14 protein-coding genes are annotated in these 22191 nt (G+C 65.2%); 6 read left to right on the top strand and 8 right to left on the bottom strand.

All coding sequences use genetic code 11. The features are described from left to right. Positions 1-313: 313 nt before the first annotated feature. The 5 genes from IEW34_RS05845 to IEW34_RS05825 all read left to right on the top strand — a co-directional run bounded on the left by IEW34_RS05845 (position 314) and on the right by IEW34_RS05825 (position 12307). Complete coding sequence (locus tag IEW34_RS05845) at positions 314-4228, top strand: AAA family ATPase (RefSeq protein ID WP_188608217.1); 3915 nt, start codon at positions 314-316, stop codon at positions 4226-4228. 24 nt (positions 4229-4252) lie between these two features. Beyond that, positions 4253-6586 carry an NAD(P)-binding protein gene (locus IEW34_RS05840; protein WP_188608216.1) on the top strand — a complete coding sequence of 778 codons (2334 nt, stop codon included), beginning with the start codon at positions 4253-4255 and terminating at the stop codon, positions 6584-6586. 13 nt (positions 6587-6599) lie between these two features. Then, positions 6600-9608, top strand: a complete 3009-nt coding sequence (locus IEW34_RS05835; protein ID WP_188608215.1) for an NAD(P)-binding protein — start codon at positions 6600-6602, stop codon at positions 9606-9608. Between the two features lie 225 nt (positions 9609-9833). Then, positions 9834-10820, top strand: a complete 987-nt coding sequence (locus IEW34_RS05830) for an aliphatic sulfonate ABC transporter substrate-binding protein (protein ID WP_188608649.1) — start codon at positions 9834-9836, stop codon at positions 10818-10820. 134 nt (positions 10821-10954) lie between these two features. Then, positions 10955-12307, top strand: coding sequence for an LLM class flavin-dependent oxidoreductase (locus IEW34_RS05825; protein ID WP_188608214.1), 1353 nt, complete (start codon positions 10955-10957; stop codon positions 12305-12307). Between the two features lie 72 nt (positions 12308-12379). Here the strand turns inward: IEW34_RS05825 and IEW34_RS05820 are convergent, their stop codons facing one another. From IEW34_RS05820 to IEW34_RS05785, 8 genes are all read right to left on the bottom strand, one after another. Beyond that, positions 12380-12628: a GCG_CRPN prefix-to-repeats domain-containing protein gene (locus tag IEW34_RS05820; RefSeq protein WP_188608213.1), complete on the bottom strand. Its 249-nt coding sequence runs from the start codon at positions 12626-12628 to the stop codon at positions 12380-12382. A 181-nt stretch (positions 12629-12809) separates the two neighbouring features. Further along, complete coding sequence (locus tag IEW34_RS05815; protein WP_244641814.1) at positions 12810-13109, bottom strand: GCG_CRPN prefix-to-repeats domain-containing protein; 300 nt, start codon at positions 13107-13109, stop codon at positions 12810-12812. A gap of 31 nt (positions 13110-13140) precedes the next feature. Next, positions 13141-13689, bottom strand: a complete 549-nt coding sequence (locus IEW34_RS05810) for a Spy/CpxP family protein refolding chaperone (protein ID WP_188608212.1) — start codon at positions 13687-13689, stop codon at positions 13141-13143. Positions 13690-13893: 204 nt separating this feature from the next. After that, positions 13894-14442, bottom strand: coding sequence for a hypothetical protein (locus IEW34_RS05805; RefSeq protein ID WP_188608211.1), 549 nt, complete (start codon positions 14440-14442; stop codon positions 13894-13896). Positions 14443-14574: 132 nt separating this feature from the next. Continuing rightward, a complete protein-coding gene (locus IEW34_RS05800) occupies positions 14575-15777 on the bottom strand; it encodes an acetyl-CoA C-acyltransferase (RefSeq protein WP_188608210.1) in 1203 nt (400 codons plus the stop codon). Between the two features lie 70 nt (positions 15778-15847). Beyond that, positions 15848-16774 (bottom strand): SDR family NAD(P)-dependent oxidoreductase, encoded by a 927-nt coding sequence (locus IEW34_RS05795; protein ID WP_188608209.1) that lies wholly within the window; start codon positions 16772-16774, stop codon positions 15848-15850. 98 nt (positions 16775-16872) lie between these two features. Then, the gene (locus IEW34_RS05790) at positions 16873-17373 is read right to left on the bottom strand and encodes a MaoC family dehydratase (protein WP_188608208.1); all 501 of its coding nucleotides are present in this window, start codon (positions 17371-17373) and stop codon (positions 16873-16875) included. Positions 17374-17642: 269 nt separating this feature from the next. Then, on the bottom strand, positions 17643-18806 hold the full coding sequence (locus IEW34_RS05785) for an ABC transporter substrate-binding protein (RefSeq protein WP_373288190.1): 1164 nt from the start codon (positions 18804-18806) through the stop codon (positions 17643-17645). 458 nt (positions 18807-19264) lie between these two features. Here IEW34_RS05785 and IEW34_RS05780 point away from each other — a divergent pair, with 458 nt between their 5' ends. Further along, on the top strand, positions 19265-22120 hold the full coding sequence (locus tag IEW34_RS05780; RefSeq protein ID WP_188608206.1) for a bifunctional transaldolase/phosoglucose isomerase: 2856 nt from the start codon (positions 19265-19267) through the stop codon (positions 22118-22120). The last annotated feature ends 71 nt before the right edge of the window (positions 22121-22191 follow it).

Below are 22191 nucleotides of genomic sequence, written 5' to 3'. Positions count from 1 at the left end.
GCTCGAAAACGCTCTAATGAAGCGTTCGATCGCCGGCGCACATCGAATTGATGGTTGAAGCTTTCCAGGGAGTCCTATTAGATGGACGCAGGAAAGTTCTGGGGCGCGAACGTTGCGGAATGGCAACGTAGTCGGCTCTGCGCGCACCCGTGAACACCTCGCTGCGGATCACGCCAGCGTAAAATGCGAGGTCTCGTCGATGGACAGACTCACGGGGGACGTCAGCGCATACGTTCCAAGATGGGTTAGGACCGCACGCGGAGGCCGCCGCTTCCCTTTCAACGAACCCGTTGTCGAATCTGCGGTTGCCGCAGTGCTGCTGTTGGACATCGCCGGATTCGTCGAGATGACGAACCGCATGGCGCGACACGGCCCGGGCGGCGCCGAGGAAGTATCAATTCTTCTTAATCAATGTTTTGGACCGCTTACCGACATTATCGACAGATACGGGGGAGATATAATCGCATTTGCCGGGGACGCAATACTGGCAGTCTGGGACGATGCATTCGAGATGGATGAGGCGGCCCGACTTGCGGCCCAGTGCGCTCTGGCGCTGAAACGCGAGATGAACGAGCGGGCGGGGTCGGCGCAGAAACTTCACTTGCGCATCTCGACTGATATCGGTGAAATTCATCGCTGCAAACTGGGCGGCCTTTACGGTCAGTGGTGCTTCGTTGTTGTCGGATCGCCGTTTGAGCGGTTGGGCGATGCATACCGGAAGGCAAAAGTCGGCGACGTGGTGCTGTGCAGCGCATTGCACAATGTCGTCCGACATCATTGCGAAGGTATATTTTCCAACGGACTATTCATCCTCGACAGGATGCGGAAAGATATACTGCCGTCCCAAATGCCTGCTGGCCAGATGCCAGCCGATCTCAATATTGAAGAGCTAATTCCCAGCTTTGTCGTCGATCATCTGCGCCTCGGCGAGCGAACGTGGCTGGCCGAGTTTCGTAATGTAACGATCGTGTACATTCAATTGGTCGATCTCTCCTTTGACGAAACCTTTGCGAAAATACTTCAGGCTGCAGTTCTAGAGATCCAGCGCGTCGCCCATAGATTTGATGGCGTGGTCCACAAAGTCCTGATGGATGACAAGGGTTTCAGCATATTTCTCGCCTTTGGCGTTCCGCGATTGGCGCATGAAGAAGACCCGCAACGAGGCATCGAGGCCGGTCTTGCCATAGCCAGGCAGCTCAAAGCCGCGGGCGTGAGGACGTCGATTGGCATTGCGTCGGGCAAGTTATTCTGTGGAGATTACGGTGGAGAGCGGCGCCGTGAATATTGCCTTATCGGCCCGGCTATCAATATTGCCGCGCGACTGATGGAGCTGGCAGCTGGCGACATCCTTTGCGACGCCGCAACGGCGACGGCAGTTCGGGATCGCGTCAGCTTCTCTGTTCTGCCCCCGCAGCAGGTCAAAGGGATTGAACCCCATGTGGCAGCATTTCGCCCCGTGACCGTCTCAACAGGCAGTCGCGACCATGGCGATAGCGAGATCGTCGGTCGGGAGGACGAACGACGTCAGCTTCGCGATGCGCTACAACGGGGACAGGGCGGTGCGATCATCGTTCAAGGCGAACCGGGCATCGGCAAGTCCATTCTTCTCGACGATCTCGCGGAATTTGCCAGGGCGCAGAAATACCGGGTCTTGCGCGGCTTCGCGACTGCAATTGACAAATCGACGCCGTATTTTGCGTGGCGAGGCGTCATCCACGAAATCCTCGGCGGGGATTCGCCCGAACAGACACGGCGGATTGCCGAGGAAAGGCTGAAGCACGATGAAATGCTCGCGTCATGGTTACCCTTGCTGCGCGAGATCATCAACATCGATCTTACCGAAACCGCGCTGACCAGTCAGATCACCGGCTCGGCAAGGGCCGCCTGTCTTGAAGCCCTAACCATTGCGCTGCTTGCCGAACGTGAGCAGGCCCCGGGCGCATTGATCTTTGAAGACCTGCACTGGTTCGACAGCGCGTCTATTCACCTCCTGGCCGCCGTCGCCCGGAAGTTGCCCCGTCTGCTGTTGGTTGCGAGCCGCCGACCTGCCGCTTCCGCCCCGGCCCGTGCCGGGCCCGCAGACGAGCTCGGTCATGGCATCGAGATCAGCCTCTCCGCGATGTCCGAGCGCGCGATCGAGGAACTCATTCGCCGAAAGCTGCGCGCCAGCGAGCTTCCGGAGCGTCTGGTGAAGTTTGTCTATCAACACAGTGAAGGGAACCCGTTCCATTGCGAGGAACTCGCGCTCGCGCTGCGCGATACCGGGGCAGTTGCCGTGGCTCGGGGTGTTTGCGAGGTATTGGCTGATCTGGACGACCCGGCAAAACGATCGCTGCCCGCAAGTCTCGAGGGAGCGATCGTCAGTCGTGTCGATGCACTTCCCCTCGAAACCCAGCTCTTGCTGAAGGCCGCGAGCGCAATCGGCGGAACTTTCACCGCCGAGACCGCGATCGCGGTCTATCCGAGGAAGACGGCTCTGACGGACATCAAGGCCATGCTCCGCCAACTGATGGAGCAGGACTTTCTCTTGATGGAGGACGACGGATCGGCACCCCGCTACTCGTTTCGCCACGCCATTGGCCAGGAGGTCACGTATAGGCTTCTGTCGCTGGCACAGCGTGTCACGCTTCATAAGTTGATCGCTGTCGCAATCGAGCGCCAACATTCTCAATGGTTGGAGCCCTATTATTCTCAGCTCGCACAACATTGGGAACACGCAGCCGAGAGCGATCGCGCCATCGGTTACTTCGAGCTTGCGGCAAGGCAGGCGTTGAGGAGCCATGCGAACCGGGACGCCATACGCTACATCGAACGAGCCTATGGTCTGACCGAAGGCAGTCGGACCGTGGACAACGACGCCCGCCTATCGGAATGGGAGGAAATCCTCGGAGACGCCAACAACGAGCTGGCGGACTATGAGGAAGCGTTTCTCCACTATGGCCGGGCCATGGCCTTCCTGCATCAGACCTCTCCACGAGGGCCTGCGGGTCGGCTCGCGCGGGTGATGACCAACGTGGCCCGCCAAATCCGCATGCGGGCCTGGGCCCCGCGGCTGGCGGGACGCCCGGCCGTTGATCTGCGGACGCTCCAGCGGACGGCGCACATGCGCGAGCGGCTGGCGGAACGGCATTTCTTTTTGAATGAGTCACTGGCAGTCCTCGACGAGACCCTCTCTGCGCTCAATCTGGCCGAGCGCTGCGGCGCCACGACCGAAGCCGTCAGCGGCTATAGCGCGCTGGGGCTGGGCCTCGGAATGTCCGGACTGCACCGCATCGGGCGCTTCTATTGCGCACGCGCCCTGCGCGTCGCCGACGAGGTGGACAGCTTGCCTGTCGCGGCCCGGGCGCACCTCCTCGCCGCGGTCTTCGGCTACGGCATGGGCGACTGGGACTTCACGGAGCGTTGCGCGCGACGCGCGCTTTCGCTCTACCGTCAGCTGGGTGACCGGTCCCGCTGGCATGCGCCGGTGACGATCCTGGCCTTTTCATCGATCTTTCGTGGCGATCTGGGAACCGCGGAAACGCTGCTGTCGGATCTGGAAACGATGGTTTCGTCCGAGTCGACGCGCCAGGCAGCGGCATGGCACGCGGCGGCGACCGCATTGCTCAATCTGATGCGCGGTCGGACAGACACGGCGCAGCTGCGGCAGCTCAATGACCTCTCCCAGGTCCGGATGGGCCGCGCCGATCGACTGCTTTGCCTTGGGATTTTGTCTTCGGCCCTTCTGCAGCGGCAGGAGACGGCGGACGCCATGGAGGCGGCCGAGCGCGGTCTTGCCGTTCTTCAGGAGGTGGATGTTGTCTGGGGCAGCTACGTCTATGGAGTGGTGGGCGTGACGGAGGTCCTTCTGGCGAGGTGGGCCGAGGAGAAGGACGGCCGGAATGTCGGCCCGGCCGCGCAAACGCGTGCATTGCTCGCGTGCCGGCACGCGGCGCGAGCCACCAGAATGTCTCCCGTCTGCCGGCCACAGGCCTTGTTGTTGGGGGGGCGCTCCGCGCTTCTCGCGGGCCGGCCGGCCAAAGCGCAACGCCTCTGGAACGCTGCCGCGCAGGCGGCGAAGGAACTGCGGATGCCGCGCGAGCTCGGCCTCGCCCTGTATCAGATCGGCCAGACGAAGTCCCACGACGATCCGGACAGGTCGTCAACTCTCAGCCGAGCTGCCGACATTTTTGAAGGTGTAGGTGCCCAGCCCGATCTTGCTGCCGTCCGCAGGGCATTGTCAGTGTGAGGACCGAACGCGCGGAGTACTTGCATGACACGGCAACGAATCGCGATCGTCGGCGGCGGCATGGCCGCGCTCACTGCCGCCTTTGAGCTGACCCAGCGCGCTGAACAGCGGGAGCGCTTCGACATCACGATCTACCAGATGGGCTGGCGCCTCGGAGGGAAAGGCGCGACAGGCCGCGACGAGCGCGGCCGCGTCGTCGAGCACGGTCTGCATATCTGGTTCGGCTGCTACGAGAATGCATTCCGCATGCTGAGGGCAGCCTACGAGGAGTGGGAGCCCCTGGCGGACCAGAAGATCGTGTGTTCCGATGACGCTCTGAAGCCCCAATGCAATTCCGCGATCGGCGCCGGGGACCGGCCGGAGATTATTGGCCTGCGGTGGCCCAGCATCGATGGCACGCCAGGCGTTAGCGCCCCCGACCTCACGGCGTTCTCATCGTTCTCACAAATGCTCCATGTCATGCAGGAGTTCTTCCGTCAGCTTGCACCCCCTGGTGAATTCGCCGATTCCCTTCCTCCCGACCCGATTCTCGGCACCACTACGATCGCGCTTCTGCGGCTCGCAGGCGTCGACGCCTCGAAATATGCCACGTCGGCATCGGCGGAAGCCGGACGGGGCGAGCGGTCGCTTGCGATTCAAGCCGAAAGAGTGCTTGAGCTCGCGAGTGACTGGGCAGGGATGCTCGCTGCAAACGACAGGCTCCGGAACGAAGCTCAGCTCCGAGCCTTCATCAGCGTGATCCGAAGCTTTGCAAGGGCCGCACTCGACACGGAAGCCTTCGTGAAGCGGCCTTCCGGAAACTTCCTCGCTCAACTTATCGATGTGGGGACGGCCGCGATCAAGGGCGTCGTCGTCGACATGATGCTTGGGGGCGCCACCGTCGGCGATCTCGACCTCATGGATTTCCGCGAATGGCTTGCGGTCTGCGGAGCGGATCGGAGCTCGATCTATGGCTCGCCGATCGTGCAGGCGCTCTATGATTCCATGCTTCAATACTGCGAGGGGGACAAGCGGCGCCCGAGCTACGGCGCCGGAACGGCCACCCAGGCCGTCATTCGCCTGTACGGCACCTACAGGGGCGCGTTCGCATTCGAGATGCAATCGGGAATGGGCGAGGTCGTCGTCGTGCCGATATACGAGGTCTTGAAGAGACGTGGAGTCAAATTTCAATTCTTCATGAAAATGAACCGCATTGCATTGGACCCCTCCAAAACCGCCGTGGAGTGGATCGAATTTGATCGGCAGGTCAATCTGATAAGCGGAGAATACATCCCGACGATCGCTCCCGGCCCCGGCAACGGGTTCCTCCAATCCTGGCCAAGCCGGCCACTATGGGACCAGATCCACTGCGGCGAACAACTCGCGACGCAGAACATCGATCTTGAATCGCATTGGTGCACTCATTCCGTCGGCAAGGTCATGCTCCGGCAGGGCCGTGAATTCGACAATGTCATCCTCGCCGTTCCCCTCGGCGCCTTCAAGAAGCTGAATGCGGCGCCAGGACCCTGCGACGCGCTCATCGAAGCCAATGCGCAGTTCCGTGCAATGACCGAGACGGCAACCCTGGTTCCGAGCATTTCGGTTCAGGCATGGTGCAGCGTCCCGACGGCCGGATTCCGATGGCCGCCCGAAGGGGCGGTGCCGCCGGACGCACCGGAGAAAACGGTCATCTCGACCGGACCGGATCCGCTCGGCATCTGGGCCGACATGTCGCAGGTCCTGCAGTTCGAGCCCTACGGCTCCGGCCCCGTTGGGCCGGAATCGCTCCAGTATCTTTGCGACGCGTTTGCGTGCGAACTGTACCGCGCCCCTCCCGAAGAAGGTCACGTTCCCGCGGATGCCAAGGCGCGCGCGCGCTCCGAGGCGATCGATTGGTTCAGCAGAAAGGCTCGCTGTATTTGGCCGGGAACAAGTCCGCACGGATATTTTGATTGGACCGTTCTGTTCGACCCCGACGGGGCCGCAGGGTCCGACCGCATCGACGCACAGGTGTGTCAGGCGAACGTCGATCCGTCGAGTTGCTGCGTCGCCTCGGCCGCCGGCTCGACGCGATGGCGTCTGGCGACCGACGCCTCCGGGTTCGGCCATCTCTACCTCGCCGGCGCTTGGATTGACAGCGGCTTCAACACCGAATGCATCGAGACGGCGGTCATCTCCGGCATGCAGGCGGCCCGCGCCATCTCAGGGACCAGCTTCGCCATTCCAGGCGAGGACTTCCTGAGATTTGGCGACGGCCTACCCGCTCCGCTCAGCCTTGTGGCGGAGGGCGCGATGCTGCTGTGGGAAGCTCTTGTCGACGCGGCATGGGAAGGCAGCGCGCCGAGTTCGGTCGGCGGCATGCCGCGCCATCCACCGTGAGGGAGGGCCGGAGATGATGCAAAGGACACGCGTTGCAATCTTCGGCGGCGGTATCGCCGCCCTCACCGCTGCTTTTGAACTGACCGAGCAGGATCCGGAGCAGACGCGCTACGATATTGCCATCTATACGCTCGGCTGGCGCCTCGGAGGCAAATGCCTGGTCGGTCGAGATGCGCATAGAGATTGCCGCGCGCTCGAGCACGGCCTTCATGTCTGGGCCGGATTTTATGACAACTCCTTCGATTTGGTGCAGCGGCTCTACGCGCGCCTCGGGCGTCCGAACGATGAATGGCGCGAAAAATTCGAAGGCCTGAACCACTTCACCGCCATGGAGCTCGTCGACGGCGTATGGAAGCCCTGGCTGCTGAGCGCGCGCCCGAACGCCCGGGATCCGGGTATCGACGGGAATGGCGGCTTTGCCCCGGTCACCCTCCTGAGAACACTCCTGACTTGGGTGGAGGAGAGCTTTCTCAACTCTCCGCTCGCGCAGTTCCTGGAGCCGAACGCTCAAGTGAGCATGCACCGGGAGATCGCCGCGGTCATGGGGGTGCCGCATGACGTCGTCTTTCCAACGCCTTTGTCCGCCATAGCGGCATTGCTGGACCGGTCCGCTGCGGAACCCGCGAAAATCGAGGCCGGCGATAGGGACAGGCTTGTCGGGGCCTTCCGCAGGCAGGTCACTAGCGCGGTCGGCGCCGCTCCCGACGGTGATGAGGCGCGTCGTTTCGACATCCTTTACGACTTGGCCGGTGGGCTCATCCAAGGACTCCTGTCCGCCGACGTGTTGTCGAGCGGATTCGACGCCATCGACGATCTGGAGTGGTCCGCGTGGATGAAGCAGAACGGCTGCCGCCAGGACAGTTTGGAGTCGGCGATCGTTCGGGGATGCTACGACTATGTCTTTGGCTACGTTAAAGGAATCCGGGAGGTCAGTGCAGGTGTCGGCACGCTCGCACTACTTCGGCTCTTGTTGACCCATAAGGGCTCGATCTTCTATACCCTGCGCGAGCCGATGGCCGATTTTCTATTCGCCCCACTTTACAAGTATCTTTGCGGGCGGAAGGTGAAGTTCAATTTTTTCCATAGACTCGATGCGCTTCACCTATCGTCCGACGGAAGCAGGATCGAGAGAGTTGCGCTCAGCCGCCAGGTCGACCTCAAGGACCCGCGAGCCGAATACGAGCCGTTGATCGATGTACCGGGACGCGACTTCAAGAGTTGGCCAATTCATCCTGACTATTCTCAAATAAAAAATGGCCACCTGTTGGAGGGGCATGACCTGGAGTCGGCGTGGACCGATTGGGCCGGCACGAACAACGAGGTCACGTTGCGCCTGCGATCCCCCGACGTTCAGGGTTCGGCCATCGACACCTTCGACATCGCGATCCTCGGAACCGGTTTCGGAGGACTTCATTCGATTTGCCACGAGCTTCGGGACTTTTATCCAGACACCTGGGGCAGGTGCCTCGACGAGGTCAAGACCACCCAGACGTTGGCCGTGCAACTCTGGCTGAACAAGGAGACCGCACAACTTGGCTGGCACGACCCCGGAACCGTTCTGGTTGGCTTTGGGGATGAGCGTAGGGATTGGAGCCATTCGCCTCTCCAGTCGTGGCAAGACAATACGCCGCTGCTCGCAGCCGAATATGCCGGCGGCGGGCGGATCGCGCGGTCGTTGGCCTATTTTGTGGGCGTTTTCCCCGATGCGGAGGTCATCCCTCCGCCGTCGCCCTATCCTCAGTTCCCCAAGGCCGAGATCGAGAGGGCCAAAGCGGCGATCGTGCCTTGGATGAACCGGCAACTGCCGGTGCTCTGGCCGAATGCCCGCGATGCCTGCGGTTCGGGTTTCAATTGGGGGCTGCTCCAGGCTCCTCCAGGGACGGCCGGCGCGGCTCGCCTCGACGCTCAATACGTGCGGGTAAATATAAATCCGTGGGAGCGATATGTGCTGTCGACACCCGGCAGTCTCCGCTCACGCCTTTGGCCGGATGGGACCGGAGTTTCCAATCTATTTCTCGCGGGCGACTGGGTCCGGACCGGATTAGACGCCGGCTGCATTGAAGCCGCGGTCATGTCGGGCCGAGCGACGGCAAGAGCGATAACAGGAGGGAGCATGTCCATTCCAGGTTTCGGCAACTCCGGCAGAATCCCTATTCCCGTCACGTTGCTGCCGGTCGTCAGCCTTCTCAAACAACTGAAAGCCGGCGCCGCCGGTGGCGTTGGCTCGATGGAGGGCTATTGTGTCACCATCTGGCGCGACTCTGACGCTGTACAGCGTTTGCTGCCGGCGGGGCTGGCTCTCGACCCGCCGCTTGGCCTCGGGCCGGAGGCATCGTCAAGGCGTCGGCATCCAATCGTATTTCTGTTCAGCCGCCAGAAAAATGTTCGTCCCGGCTTTGTCCCGATTGGCGGCATGCGATATCATGAGGTAATTGAGCTTATACCTTTTGTAAAACAGAACAGTATTAATGCTCCAAGCGGCGGCCCATTCAATTATATGCCGCATCTTTTTCTTGACGAGATTGCACCCGTATGGATCGGCGTCAACCTGTATGGCTTCAACAAGCGGCTCGCCCGGATCACGTCGCGCGACGGATCCTTTCAAGTTCAATGCGATCTCGGGGAGATCGGCACCGATTTGTCCGAACGGGGATTGCCGGGACAAGCCGCCAATCCCCGCTTCTCTCGCCTGAAATCGGTCCGACGGCTCCTTGAACACCCGCTTATCTCGCTTACGACGAGCGGCGCCTTCGTTTATTCGCATCTCGACTTTCGCTTCGACTCTGCAACATTTCAGGGCGCGTACGGCCAGGTCGGCCTGGGCGCTCCTTTCGATCCAGAGCCCTGCCCGACCGGAACGCTCGATATTCCCAGTATCGTCGACGAAGATTTTGGTGCGTTCCGGTTTCAAACCAACTGGCACCTGAGTGTGCCTTTGTCGGCGGGCATCGAACCGGCCAGCGTCGTCCCCCCTGACCTTCAGGCATTCGCCGCCACGTTGCTTTCCCGGCGTCGACCCTGAACGGCAGCCATCGGGCGTTCGCGCTGTTCGTGTCGCGGGCGTCTGCCCGAGGTTGCCGACCAGCAACCGGCAGGCCCAACGGAGAATTTATTTCTCCATGAGCATGCAAGAACGGAAGTCTGTCTCATCGACACCTCTGGGGCCGTGGAAGATGCTCTGCGACGATGCGGCGGGCCCGGGCGGGCGGCCCTATGCTCCAGGAGCGGCACGTTGACTTTTCAGCACATGAACGAGCGCCGATCGGCGACAGCCGCGCGGGCGCTGACGGGCCTGCGGACGATCCTGGGCACGCTTGCCGTCGCCCTCGCTTTGGTAACCACCGCCGCCGCCCAGCCAGCCGACACGCTTCGCATCGGCTTTCAGAGATCGTCCACGCTGATCGCCATCCTGAAGGCCAACGGGGAACTGGAGAAGGCGCTGGCGCCGCTCGGCACCAAGGTCAGCTGGCACGAGTTCACCAGCGGCCTGCCGCTGCTGGAGGCGCTCAACCTCGGGAACGTGGACTTCAGCGCCGACGTCGCCGACACCGTGCCGGTCTTCGCCCAGGCGGCGGGGGCCGACCTGGTCTACGTTGCCGAAGAGGGCCCCTCCCCGGCGGCCCAGGCGATCCTCGTGGCGAAGGATGCGCCGATCGCTGCGATCCCAGATTTGAAGGGCAAGCGGGTGGCCGTGACCAAGGGGGCCGGCAGCCACTTCCTGCTGCTCGCCGCGCTAGCCAGCAAGGGCCTCAGCTTCGCCGACATCAGGCCGGCTTATCTGCCGCCGGCCGATGGCCGGGCAGCGTTCGTCAGTGGCCACGTGGATGCCTGGGTGGCGTGGGACCCGTTCCTGACCAGCGCCAGGCGGCAGACCGACGCCAGGATACTCGCCGACGGCGAGAGGCTCGCCAGCTACAAGCGCTACTACCTGACCTCGGCGGCGACGCAGGACAAGCGCGGCGCGGCGCTCGCCGTGACCTTCGCCAAGCTCAAGGAGACCGGCCTCTGGGTCAAGCAGCATCCGGCCGAGGCCGCCAAGCTGCTGGCCGGGCTGTGGGGCATCGATGCCGCGACCATCGAGGAGGCCAACAGCCACCGCTCCTATGCGGTGGGCCCAGTGACCCGGGCGGGCCTCACCGAACAGCAGACGATTGCGGATGCCTTCACCAAGGACGGTCTCATTCCCAAGCGGATCGACACCTCTGCCGCGCGGATCTGGCAGCCGCCCAGTTAAGGCTCCGACCTTCCAATGGGCCGCGGCGTTGCTTACATCCGCCGCAGCCTTCACCGGCGGCGCAGCGCCGCCGGGCCGGCGTCCTCCGCGCGCGTGGCGGAAGGGCCGCTCGGCAGAGCCCTTCAGGTGATCCCATGGCCTCAGCCCGTCAACTTCACCTCGGCGCCTTCATGCGGCCCACGACCATCCACACCGCCGCCTGGCGCTATCCCGGCGCCTATCCGGACGCGAACTTCAATTTCCGCCATCTCAAGGCATTTGCGCAGAAGCTCGAGCGCGGCAAGTTCGATGCCTTCTTCATGGCCGACCACCTGGCCGTGCTCAACATGCCCATCGAGGCGCTGAAGCGGAGCCATACGGTCACCTCGTTCGATCCGCCGACGCTGCTGCCGGCGCTCGCCGCGGTCACCGAGCACATCGGGCTCATCGCCACCGGCTCCACCACCTTCGAGCAGCCCTATCACCTGGCCCGCCGATTCGCCTCGCTCGATCACCTGAGCGAAGGCCGCGCCGGCTGGAACATCGTCACCACCTCGAACCCGGACGCGGCCCTCAACTTCGGCCTCGATGACCATGTCGGGCACGACGAGCGCTACCGCCGGGCTCGTGAATTCTACGATGTCGTCACAGGCCTTTGGGACAGCTTCGCCGACGACGCCATCGTCCGCGACATGGAGACGGGCATCTATTTCGACCCCGCCAAGATGCACGTGCTGAACCATAAGGGCCCCTACTATTCCGTGCGCGGCCCGCTCAACGTGGCGCGACCGATCCAGGGCTGGCCGGTCATCGTGCAGGCCGGCGCCTCCGAGGCCGGCAAGCAACTCGCCGCCGAGACGGCGGAGGTGATCTTCGGCGCCGGCGGCAGCCTGGCCGACGGGCAGCGCTTCTACGCGGACGTCAAGGGGCGCATGGCAAGGCTCGGCCGCGACCGCGATCACCTGAAGATCCTGCCCGGCGCCTTCGTCGTGGTCGGCGAGACGGCCGCCGAGGCGCGCGCCAAGCGTCTCAAGCTCGACAGCTTGGTCCACTACGACAGCGCCATCGCCGCCCTATCGATTGCCCTCGGCCACGACGCCTCGGCGTTCGATCCCGACGCCCCGCTGCCGGAGGTTCCGCCGAGCAACGCGAGCAAGAGCGCGCAGGACCGGGTGATCCAGGTGGCGCGCCGCGACAACCTGACGGTGCGGCAGCTGGCGCAGCGCCTCGGCGGCTATGCCGGCCTGGCCTTCGTCGGCACGCCGCAGACCATCGCCGACGGCATGGAGGAGTGGCTGATGACGGAGGCCTGCGACGGCTTCAACGTCATGTTCCCCTATCTGCCGGAGGGGCTCGACGACTTCGTCGACAAGGTGGTGCCGGAGCTGCAGCGGCGCGGGCTGTTCCGCCTCGACTACGAGGGACGGACCCTGCGCGAGAATCTGGGGCTGCCGCGCCCGAGCAACCGCTTCTTCACCGAAACAAGCCATCCGCAGGCCGCAGGTTGAGCTGGCCACGGGAGCCCGGCGACCGTCCGGGTCGACCCGGACGATCGCCGCGCATCGTGGGACCCGAGCCGCTTAGCGACAGACCTTGACGCCGCCGCGGAACCAGCAGGCGTTCGCCCCCCGCGGGCCATAGGCCGCGGTGTTGCGGCGGCAGCCGCCGTATGGCCCGCGATGAAAGCCGGTCCCGCAGCCTCCACGGACCTGCTGCACCATCGCATTGTCGCTCTGGAGGGCCGGCGCCCCCGGTAACGCCTGGGCCTCGACAGCGCCGAAGAGGCCGCAGGCAGCCGCGACGGCAGCGATCGCAAGTGATTTACGCATTGGGTATTCTCCCCTGACATGAAGCCGATCTAGAACGATCGACCCAGCGCAACCCCACTAGTGCAAATCCCGATCACGCGAAATCACCCGATGGGGTAATGTGCTTCAAGCGTTTGCATCTGAAGCATTTTTCCGGCTGACCGGCTCCCCCACCCGATCGGACAGCGCGGCCGGTAGCGCCTTAGTTGCAGACACGCACCGGCCCCCACGGACCCGGCCGCCACCAGCAGCGGGGGGCCAGGACGACTCCGCCGCCCCAATAGGGACCGGGACCGCCCCAGACGGCGCGGGGACCATAGAAGCCGTTGGCACGGCAGCCGCCCCACGGCCCGCGGTGCCAGCCCCAGCCACAGCCGCCGGCGGTCGGCTCGGCCGGAGCCGCCAAGGCCGGGCCGCGATCGACCGGCATGGCCTGCGCCGCGGGGGCGCCAGCGAGCAGGGCCGCCGCAGCCGCCCACACCAGCAGTATCATCTTGCGCATGGAAGCTGTCCTCCCTCGATTGCCGAGCGCGTCAGGATTGATCGTCTTCTTCCTCGAACAGCCAGATCTGCGCGCTCGGCTGCGGGCCGCCGGGATGGTCGGTCATGCCCAGGAAGGCCGGCACGCGACGCTTCTGCGCGTCGCTCAGCGACGCGACGAACGGCTTGGCGGCCTCGACGAAGCGACGCAGATCCTTGCCGCGGGTCTCTTCCGCGTCGGCGATGCGGCCAAGCACGTCGAGGAACGTCGCCGGAGGCGGCTGCTGACTGCGTTGCGCGCGCCGCTGAGCGGCATCCTTGACGATGTCGCGCACCGCCGTCTCCAGAGCCGGCCAGAGCTTGTCCTGCTCGGGGGTCAGCTCGATCACCGCCTTGAGCGCGGCGAGACGCGCGTTGAGGATGGCGCGGGCATCCTCCGCACTGTACGGCGGCGGCGCGCCCGCGTCGGCCTGTCCGGCCGCCGGAGCGGCCATCGTCTGCCCCGCAGGGGGCGCTGCGGCGGGCTGCTGCGCCCAGGCCGGACCCGTGACCAGTGCGGCGCCGATCGCGGCCGCGCCCAACAGTGACCAGGTGTGCTTCATGTGGCGATTCCCCCCTTCGCCGAGATGGAAGCAGATCGCGCCGGAAACCGAGCCGGCTACAGACCGGCGCCCTGCCGGACTCCCCTAGCGCGGATTGGCGCGAGACGCAGCTCCTATTTGCCGCGTGTGCAAGTTTTCGCAAGACATTGGGCTGGTTGACCAGCTCACAATAGTGCGAACGGCAGTCGCAGTTCTGGAATCCGTCTAGACATCCGCCGATTCGGCGCTGCGATGCCGCTGCCACAGGTAGAGGGCCGCAATGGCGGCGATCGAGATGGCAGCCGCCGTGATGAGCAGGGCCGCCTGTTCGAGCCAGGCGATCGCCGGGATGCCGAGCGCCAGCAGCAGGCCCACGAAGCCGATCTGCCAAGCGCCGATATGAATGCCGGCGAGCAGCGTGCCGAGCGCGAGCACCGCGAGCACCGCAAGGCCGATGGCATCGGAGTTCAGCATGTTGGCGACGTCGTGCACGAACAGCACGCGCATGGCGATGAGGATCACCGCCCAGTGCAGGAGCTGCGCGATGGCCATCCGCCATCGGGGCCGGCCGGGGGGATGCCGTCGCCATTCGCTGAGTATGCACATGACGGCGAAGACGACAGCGATGAGCTGCCAGTAGACGGAGGTCAGCGACGGTAGCAGGCTGGTGAGGGCGATGCCGCCGAACACCAGGAGCAGCATGGCGATGTAGGGAGCCTGCGCGAGCAGGAAGCTGCGGCGGCCCGAACCGGATTGATCAGTGATGTCGCTCATCGCCCACCCCGTCTTGCCTGCCGCCCGGCCCCGCGCCGCGCCCCTCCCTCGTAGACCATGTCTCCTGCACGAAAAGAAGCCCGTCGCTCGGCCGAGCGACGGGCTGTCGAAAAGCGTGGACTGTGTATCCGATCAGGCCACTTCGAACAGGCCTGCCGCGCCCATGCCGCCGCCGACGCACATGGTGCAGACGACGTATTTGGCGCCGCGGCGCTTGCCCTCGATCAGCGCGTGCCCGACCATGCGGGCGCCTGACATGCCGTAGGGATGGCCGATGGAGATCGCGCCCCCGTCGACGTTGAGCAACTCGTCCGGAATGCCGAGCTTGTCACGGCAATAGAGTACCTGCACCGCGAAGGCTTCGTTGAGCTCCCACAGGCCGATGTCCTCGATCTTGAGGCCGTTGGCCTTGAGCAGCTTCGGCACGGCGAACACCGGGCCGATGCCCATCTCGTCCGGCTCGCAGCCGGCCACCGCGATGCCGCGGTAGATGCCAAGCGGCTCCAGGCCGCGCTTCTCCGCGAGCCTGCCCTCCATCAGCACCGCCGCGGAAGCACCGTCGGAGAGCTGCGAGGCATTGCCGGCGGTGATGTACTTGCCCTGCTTGATCGTCAACCCATCCTTGAAGACGGGCTGGAGGCTGGCGAGGTTCTCGTACGTCGTGCCGGGACGGTTGCCTTCGTCCTTGTCTAGGGTGATCGCCACGTCCTTGACCTCGCCCGTCGCCTTGTCCTGCACCTTCATGGTGCTGGGGAGCGGCACGATCTCGTCGGCGAAGCGGCCGGCCTGTTGGGCGGCGGCGGTGCGAGCCTGAGACTGCACCGAATATCGGTCCTGGGCCTCGCGCGAAACATTGTAGCGGGCGCCGACCGTCTCGGCCGTCTCCAGCATGGACATGTAGATGGCCGGCAGGTGGTCCACCAGCCACGGATCGCGCGCGCGATAGGTGTTCTGCTTGTCGTTCTGCACGAGCGAGATCGAGTCGAGGCCACCACCGACGGTCACGTCCATGCCGTCGGAAATGATCTCCTTGGCGGCGGTGGCGATGGCCATCATGCCGGAGGCGCACTGGCGGTCGAGCGACATGCCCGCCACCGAGGTCGGCAGGCCGGCGCGCATGGCCGACTGGCGGGCGATGTTGAGCCCGCTGGAACCCTGCTGCATGGCCGCGCCGAAGACGACGTCCTGGATCTCGGCCGGGTCGATCTTGGCACGCTGCACCGCGTGCTTGATCACGTGGCCGCCCAGGGCCTGGGCCTGGGTGTCGTTGAAGGCGCCGCGATAGGCCTTGCCGATCGGCGTGCGGGCCGTGGAGACGATGACCGCTTCTCTCATGGGGATCCTCCCGTGGATCTGCTGCGGAGCCGGCGCGAAGCCGCCGGCCCCCGACGTCGGATAACTGATATCAGCGCGCGGGCAGCTTGATGCCCTGCGCCGCGGCCGCCTTGCTGACGAAGTGCCCGGTCTGCTCGAAAGCGCCCTGCAGCTCCCGTTGGCCGGCTGGATCGGAGATGCGCGCAAACTGGGCGGCGACGCCCTCCGGCGTATTCTCGGCCGGCGGCAGATAGGCGCCCTCGGTCTCATAGATATGGGTCTGCGCGTAGACGCCCGCCCCAGCGCCCAGAATGACACGCGACGGGCCGTTCTCGCTGACCAGAAACAGCACGCCGGGCGAGATCTTGCCGGGCTCCAACAGCTTCAGCACCTCCGGCGGCATCAGCTCCTCGGTCATGCGGGTCGCGGCCGCTGGTGCCAGGGTGTTCACGTGGATGTTGTTCTTCTGCCCTTCGATGTGCAGCACGTTCATCAGGCCGACCATGGCGGCCTTGGCGGCAGCGTAGTTGGCCTGGCCGAAGTTGCCGTAGATGCCCGACGACGACGAGGTCAGCACGATGCGGCCGTAGTTCTGCTCGCGCATGGTGTCCCACACGGCCTTGGTGCAGTTGACCGTGCCCATGAGGTGCACGTCCACCACCTTCCAGAAATCGGCGATGTCGAGCTTGGCGAAGGTCTTGTCGCGCAGGATGCCGGCGTTGTTGATGAGGATGTCGACGCGGCCCCACTGCCCCTTGGCGCGGTCGACCATCGCCTTGACTTGCTCGGCATTGGCGACGTCCGCGCCGTCGGCGATCGCCTCGCCGCCCGCCGCCTTGATCTGCGCTACGACCTTCTCGGCCGCCTCGGAGCTGCCGCCGGTGCCGTCGCGCGCGCCGCCGAAATCGTTGACCACCACCTTGGCGCCACGAGCCGCGAGGCCGAGCGCATGCTCGCGGCCCAGGCCGTTGCCGGCGCCGGTCACGATGGCGACGCGATCATCGAAACGAATGCTCATCCTGTTGTCCTTGAAGTTGGGGTGGCGCCGTCGGCGTCGGGGACGGGTTCCGCATCGGCCGCAGCCGGGCCGACGCACCCCACGTCATACCCGAACGATCAGGCCAGGAAAGACATGCCGAGCCACTCGGCGACGAGGGCGGGCTTGGCTTCCCCCTCGATCTCGACGGCCACCTCGTGCTTCAGCAGCAGCTCCTTCGGGCCCTTCTGGGTGAATTCCTTCAGCGTGAAGCGACCGCGGACGCGCTTGCCGGAGCGCACCGGCGAGATGAAGCGCAGCTTGTCGAAACCGTAATTGACGCCCATGGCGCGGCCGGCGATTCCCGGGAGCGCATCGTAGGCCATGGGGGCGAGCAGCGATGTGGTCAGGAAGCCGTGTGCGATGGTGCTGCCGAACGGCGTCTTGGCGGCCGCCGCCGGATCGACGTGAATGAACTGCCAGTCCTCGGTCACGTCGGCGAAGGCGTCGATGCGCTTCTGGTCCACCTCGAACCAGCGGGACACGCCGACCTCCTGGCCGACCTTGGCCTTCAGCTCGTCGACGGTCAGCTCGACCTTGGCCTTGGAATTGTCGGCCCGCTCTGCCGCAGCACTGCTCATGTGTTCGCTCCCTCGACGGCCCGACGCCCGCCACCTCCGCCCGGTTCGTCTTCTCCCGAACGAGGCGGCCGTCTCTGCCCGGCCTCGGTCAAATGTGTATATGCATCTTGGCCACAGGGCCAGACCCGCGATGTGATATTCTATACAAGACGGCAGGTCCAGCCGGGGACACCAACCGCCGGCGCCGGCGGGGCGCCGGCTTGATCAGCCCGATGCCGCACGCCGTGCAGACCCGTCGCCTTGCGAAGGACCTGCACGGCCGGGGTCGGTCAGCTCTTGACGAGGGGGCAGCCCCCCTCCTTCAGCGGCCGGAAGGCCTGATCGGCGGGAATGACGGTCAACGTCTTGTAGAGGTCCCACGGCCCCTTCGACTCGTCCGGCTTCTTCACCTCGAACAGATACATGTCGTGCACGGCGCGACCGTCCTCGCGCAGCACCACCTTGCCGAACAGCTCATCCTCGATCGGCGCGCTCCGCAGCTTGGCCAGCACCTTCTCCGGGTCCTTGCTCTTCAGCTCGGCGACCGCCTTCAGGTACTGCAGCACGGAGCTGTAGACGCCCGCATGCACGCTCGTCGGCATCTTGCCGCCATTCTTCTCGGCAAACCGCTTGGAGAATGCCCGTGTCTTGTCGTTCAGGTCCCAATAGAATGCCTCGGTCAGCACCAGGCCTTGCGCCGTCTTGACCCCCAGCGAATGGATGTCGCTGCTGAAGATCAGCAGGCCGGCAACCGCCTGGCCGCCCTGGGTGATGCCGAACTCGCCGGCCTGCTTGATGGCGTTGATGGTGTCACCGCCGGCGTTGGCGAGGCCGATCACCTTCGCCTTCGATGACTGCGCCTGCAGCAGATAAGACGAGAAGTCGCTGGTGTTGATCGGATGCTTGACCGAGCCCAGCACCTTGCCGCCGGCCTTCGTGACGACCGCGCTGGTATCGCGCTCCAGGGCCTGGCCGAAGGCATAGTCGGCGGTGACGAAGAACCAGGTGTCGCCGCCGCGCTTGACCATGGCGCCGCCCGTGCCGTTGGCGAGCGCCCATGTATCGTACGTCCAGTGTACGGTGTTGGGCGAGCACTGCTTGCCCGTGAGGTCGGACGAACCGGCCCCCGAATTGAGGAAGATCTTGTTCTTCTCGCGCACGACCTGGTTGACGGCCAACGCTACGGAGGAGGTGGGCACGTCGGCGATCACGTCGACGCCGTCCTGGTCGATCCATTGGCGGGCGATGGAGGAGCCGACGTCCGGCTTGTTCTGGTGGTCGCCGGCGAGCACTTCGACCTTGATTCCCTTGTCGGCGACCTTGGCGTCTTCCACGGCCATGCGCGCCGCGATGGCCGAGCCCTCACCGGTGATGTCCGAATAAAGCCCTGCGCGGTCGTTCAGCACGCCGATCTTGACCTGAATGGGAGATTGGGCCTGCGCGGCCGAGGCCAAGACAAGGCCGAGCGCTGCACCGAGCGCGAACTGTTTCTTCTGCAAGGGCGTTCCTCCGGTAGGATCGGTCAATTGCGTTGGCGCACGTCCGGCCGGCCGATTTCGGCCAACCAGGATTCAGCTTTTGAATTCAAAGAGTTGGAGCACATCTGCGCAACGGATGGGTTCATCCGAGCGGGTATGCGCTCTAAGGCGCCGTCCGTTGCGGCAGGCGCGGATCCGGATTGCGGCGGTTGCATTTGAGATTGATCGGTTCAGTTTCCTCGGTCAACGTCGCCAATCGTTGTAGACGCGACTGACGTAAGGACGTCATGAATGGCTGCGACCTGTCGCACTCGTCTGCGCGGCGGCCACGGGGATCCGAAGGCCGCAGCGGCCGCAAGACGGAACGGCAAGCCGCGCGCGAAGACGCTCGCCCGCTCGGGCGCACCGGGATAGAAGTCCGCCAGGAGACCGCCATGAACCCGTTGAAATCCCTTCCCGACCATGGCCAGGCCGCCTGGCTCGACTTTCTGGCCCGCGGCTTCATCGACAAGGGCGACCTCGCCCGCCTGGTCGCCGAGGACGGGCTGCGCGGAGTGACCTCCAACCCGTCCATCTTCGAGAAGGCGATCGCCGATACCGACGAATATTCGCAGGCGACGGCCGACCTTCTCGGCCAGAGCGACCTGTCGGTGATGGGGCTCTACGAGCACCTGGCGATGGCTGACATCCGCAAGGCAGCCGACGTGCTGCGTCCGGTCTACGACGCGACTGGCGGCGCCGACGGCTACGTCAGCCTCGAGGTCTCGCCTTACTTGGCGCTCGAGACCGAGCCGACCGTCGAGGAGGCGCGCCGCTTCTGGAAGGAGGTCGACCGTCCCAACCTGATGGTCAAGGTGCCGGCCACCAAGGCCGGCATTCCGGCCATCCGCACGCTGATCGGCGACGGCATCAACATCAATGTGACGCTGCTGTTCTCGCAGGAGGTCTACGAGGAGGTGGCCAAGGCCTACATCGCCGGCCTCGAGGCGCTGGCCGCCAAGGGGGGCGACGTCTCCAGGGTGGCGAGCGTGGCGAGCTTCTTCATCAGCCGCATCGATGTCGCCGTCGACAAGCTGCTCGACCAGGCCATCGCCAAGGCCAACGATCCGGACGAAAAAGCGCGGCTGGCCGGCCTCAAGGGCAAGGTCGCCATCGCCAACGCCAAGCTCGCCTACCGGCGCTACCAGCGCCTCTTCAACGGCGGCTTTGCGCAGCTCAAGGCGAAGGGCGCCCACGCCCAGCGTCTGCTGTGGGCCTCGACCGGCACCAAGAACAAGGCCTACAGCGACGTGCTGTATGTGGAGGAGCTGATCGGGCCCAACACGGTCAACACCATGCCTCCGGCCACCATGGACGCCTTCCGCGATCACGGCCGGTTGCGCAACTCGCTGGAGGAGAACGTCGGCGAGGCCGAAGCGATCATGGCCGCCCTGGCCAAGGCCGGCATTTCCATCGAGGCCGTTGCCGACGAACTGGTCAGCGACGGCGTCAAGCTCTTCGCCGATGCGGCCGACAAGCTGCTCGGTGCGGTGGCGCGGCGGCGCATCACCGTGCTGGGCGCGCAGCTCAACACGCAGACGACCGCCCTCCCCCAAACGCTGGCCGACGGTGTCGCGCACGCCAGCGAGGCCTGGCGGAGCGAGGGATCGCTGCGCCGCCTGTGGCATCGGGATGCGGCTGTCTGGACCGGCAAGGACGAAGCCAAGTGGCTCGACTGGCTGACCCTGGTGCCGGAGGAGCTCAAGCGCGTCGACGAGCTCGTCGCCTTCCAGCGGGAGGTCGCCGAGGCCGACTTCGACCACGTGCTGCTGATCGGCATGGGCGGCTCGAGCCTGGGCCCGGAGGTGCTGGCCGAGACCTTCGGCGCCGCCGACGGCTACCCGGCCCTCACCATCATCGATTCCACCGATCCCGAGCAGATCGCCGCCACCGAGGCCAAACTCGACCTGCGCCGGACATTGTTCATCGTCTCGAGCAAATCGGGCAGCACGCTCGAGCCCAACATCCTCAAGGACTACTTCTTCGACAAGGTGGGCAAGGCGCTCGGCCGCGATGAGGCTGGCAGCCGCTTCGTGGCCGTGACCGACCCCGGCTCCTCCATGGAGAAGACCGCCAAGGCCGACGGCTTCTGGCGCGTCTTCTACGGCCTGCCCGGCGTCGGCGGCCGTTACTCTGTGCTCTCGCGCTTCGGCCTGGTGCCGGCCGCCGCCATCGGCATCAATGTCGAGGTCTTCCTCAAGACCGCGCAGGAAATGGTCTACGCCTGCGGGCCCGACGTGCCGCCCGCCGACAACCCGGGCGCGACGCTCGGCCTCGTGCTGGGCACCGCCGCCAACGCCGGCCGGGACAAGGTGACCTTGATCGCCTCGCCCGGCATCGCGACCTTCGGCGCCTGGGCTGAGCAATTGCTCGCCGAGTCGACCGGCAAGCAGGGCAAGGGCCTGATCCCGGTGGACGGCGAGCCCGAGGTGCCGATCGATGCCTACGCCGGCGACCGCGTCTTCATCTATCTGCGCCTGACCGACGGCTCCAGTGGGACGCAGGACGCCTTCGCCGAGACGCTCCGGGCCGCTGGCCATCCCGTGGTGCGCATCGACCTCGCCTCGCGTGATCGGCTCGCCGAGGAGTTCTTCCGCTTCGAGATCGCCACCGCCGTCGCCGGCGCGGTCATCGGCATCAACGCGTTCGACCAGCCCGACGTGGAAGCGAGCAAGATCAAGACGCGCGAACTCAGCGCCGCCATCGAGCAGACCGGCCACCTGCCGCAGGAGACGCCGACGGCCATCACCGGCCCGATTAGCGTCTTCAGCAGCGAGGCCGATCGCGAGCAGTTCGATCTGGCCGCCGAGGCGGGCGGCCTGGCAGAGGTGCTGCGCGCCCACCTGGGCCGGGCCAAGGCGGGCGACTATGTCGCCATCCTCGCCTATGTTGCCCGCAACCCGGCCCATCACGAGGTGCTGCAAAAGGCCCGCAAGGCGGTGCTCGTCGAGCGGCGGGTGGCCACCTGCCTCGGCTTCGGCCCGCGCTTCCTGCATTCGACGGGCCAAGCCTACAAGGGCGGACCGAACAGCGGCGTCTTCGTGCAGATCACCGCCGATGCGGCCCACGACATCGCCATACCAGGCCGCAGCCTGAGCTTCGGCCAGGTCGAGGCGGCGCAGGCGGCGGGCGACCTCGGCGTGCTCGCCGAGCGGGGCCGGCGCTACCTTCGCCTGCACATCTCAGGCGACGTCGCGCACGGGCTCGCCACCATCGCCGAAGCGATCGAGCAAGCGGTGGCGCGGGCCTGAGAGCCTGCGCCGAGCCGCGCCGGCCGCGCAACATTCGTATCATTGACCGGTGGCACGCGGCCGCCGGCCGG

The sequence above is a fragment of the Chelatococcus reniformis genome, assembly GCF_014640075.1.
Lineage (GTDB): Bacteria > Pseudomonadota > Alphaproteobacteria > Rhizobiales > Beijerinckiaceae > Camelimonas > Camelimonas reniformis.
Note: the sequence above shows the minus strand (reverse complement) of the source record. Positions and strands in the feature narration are given on the sequence as shown.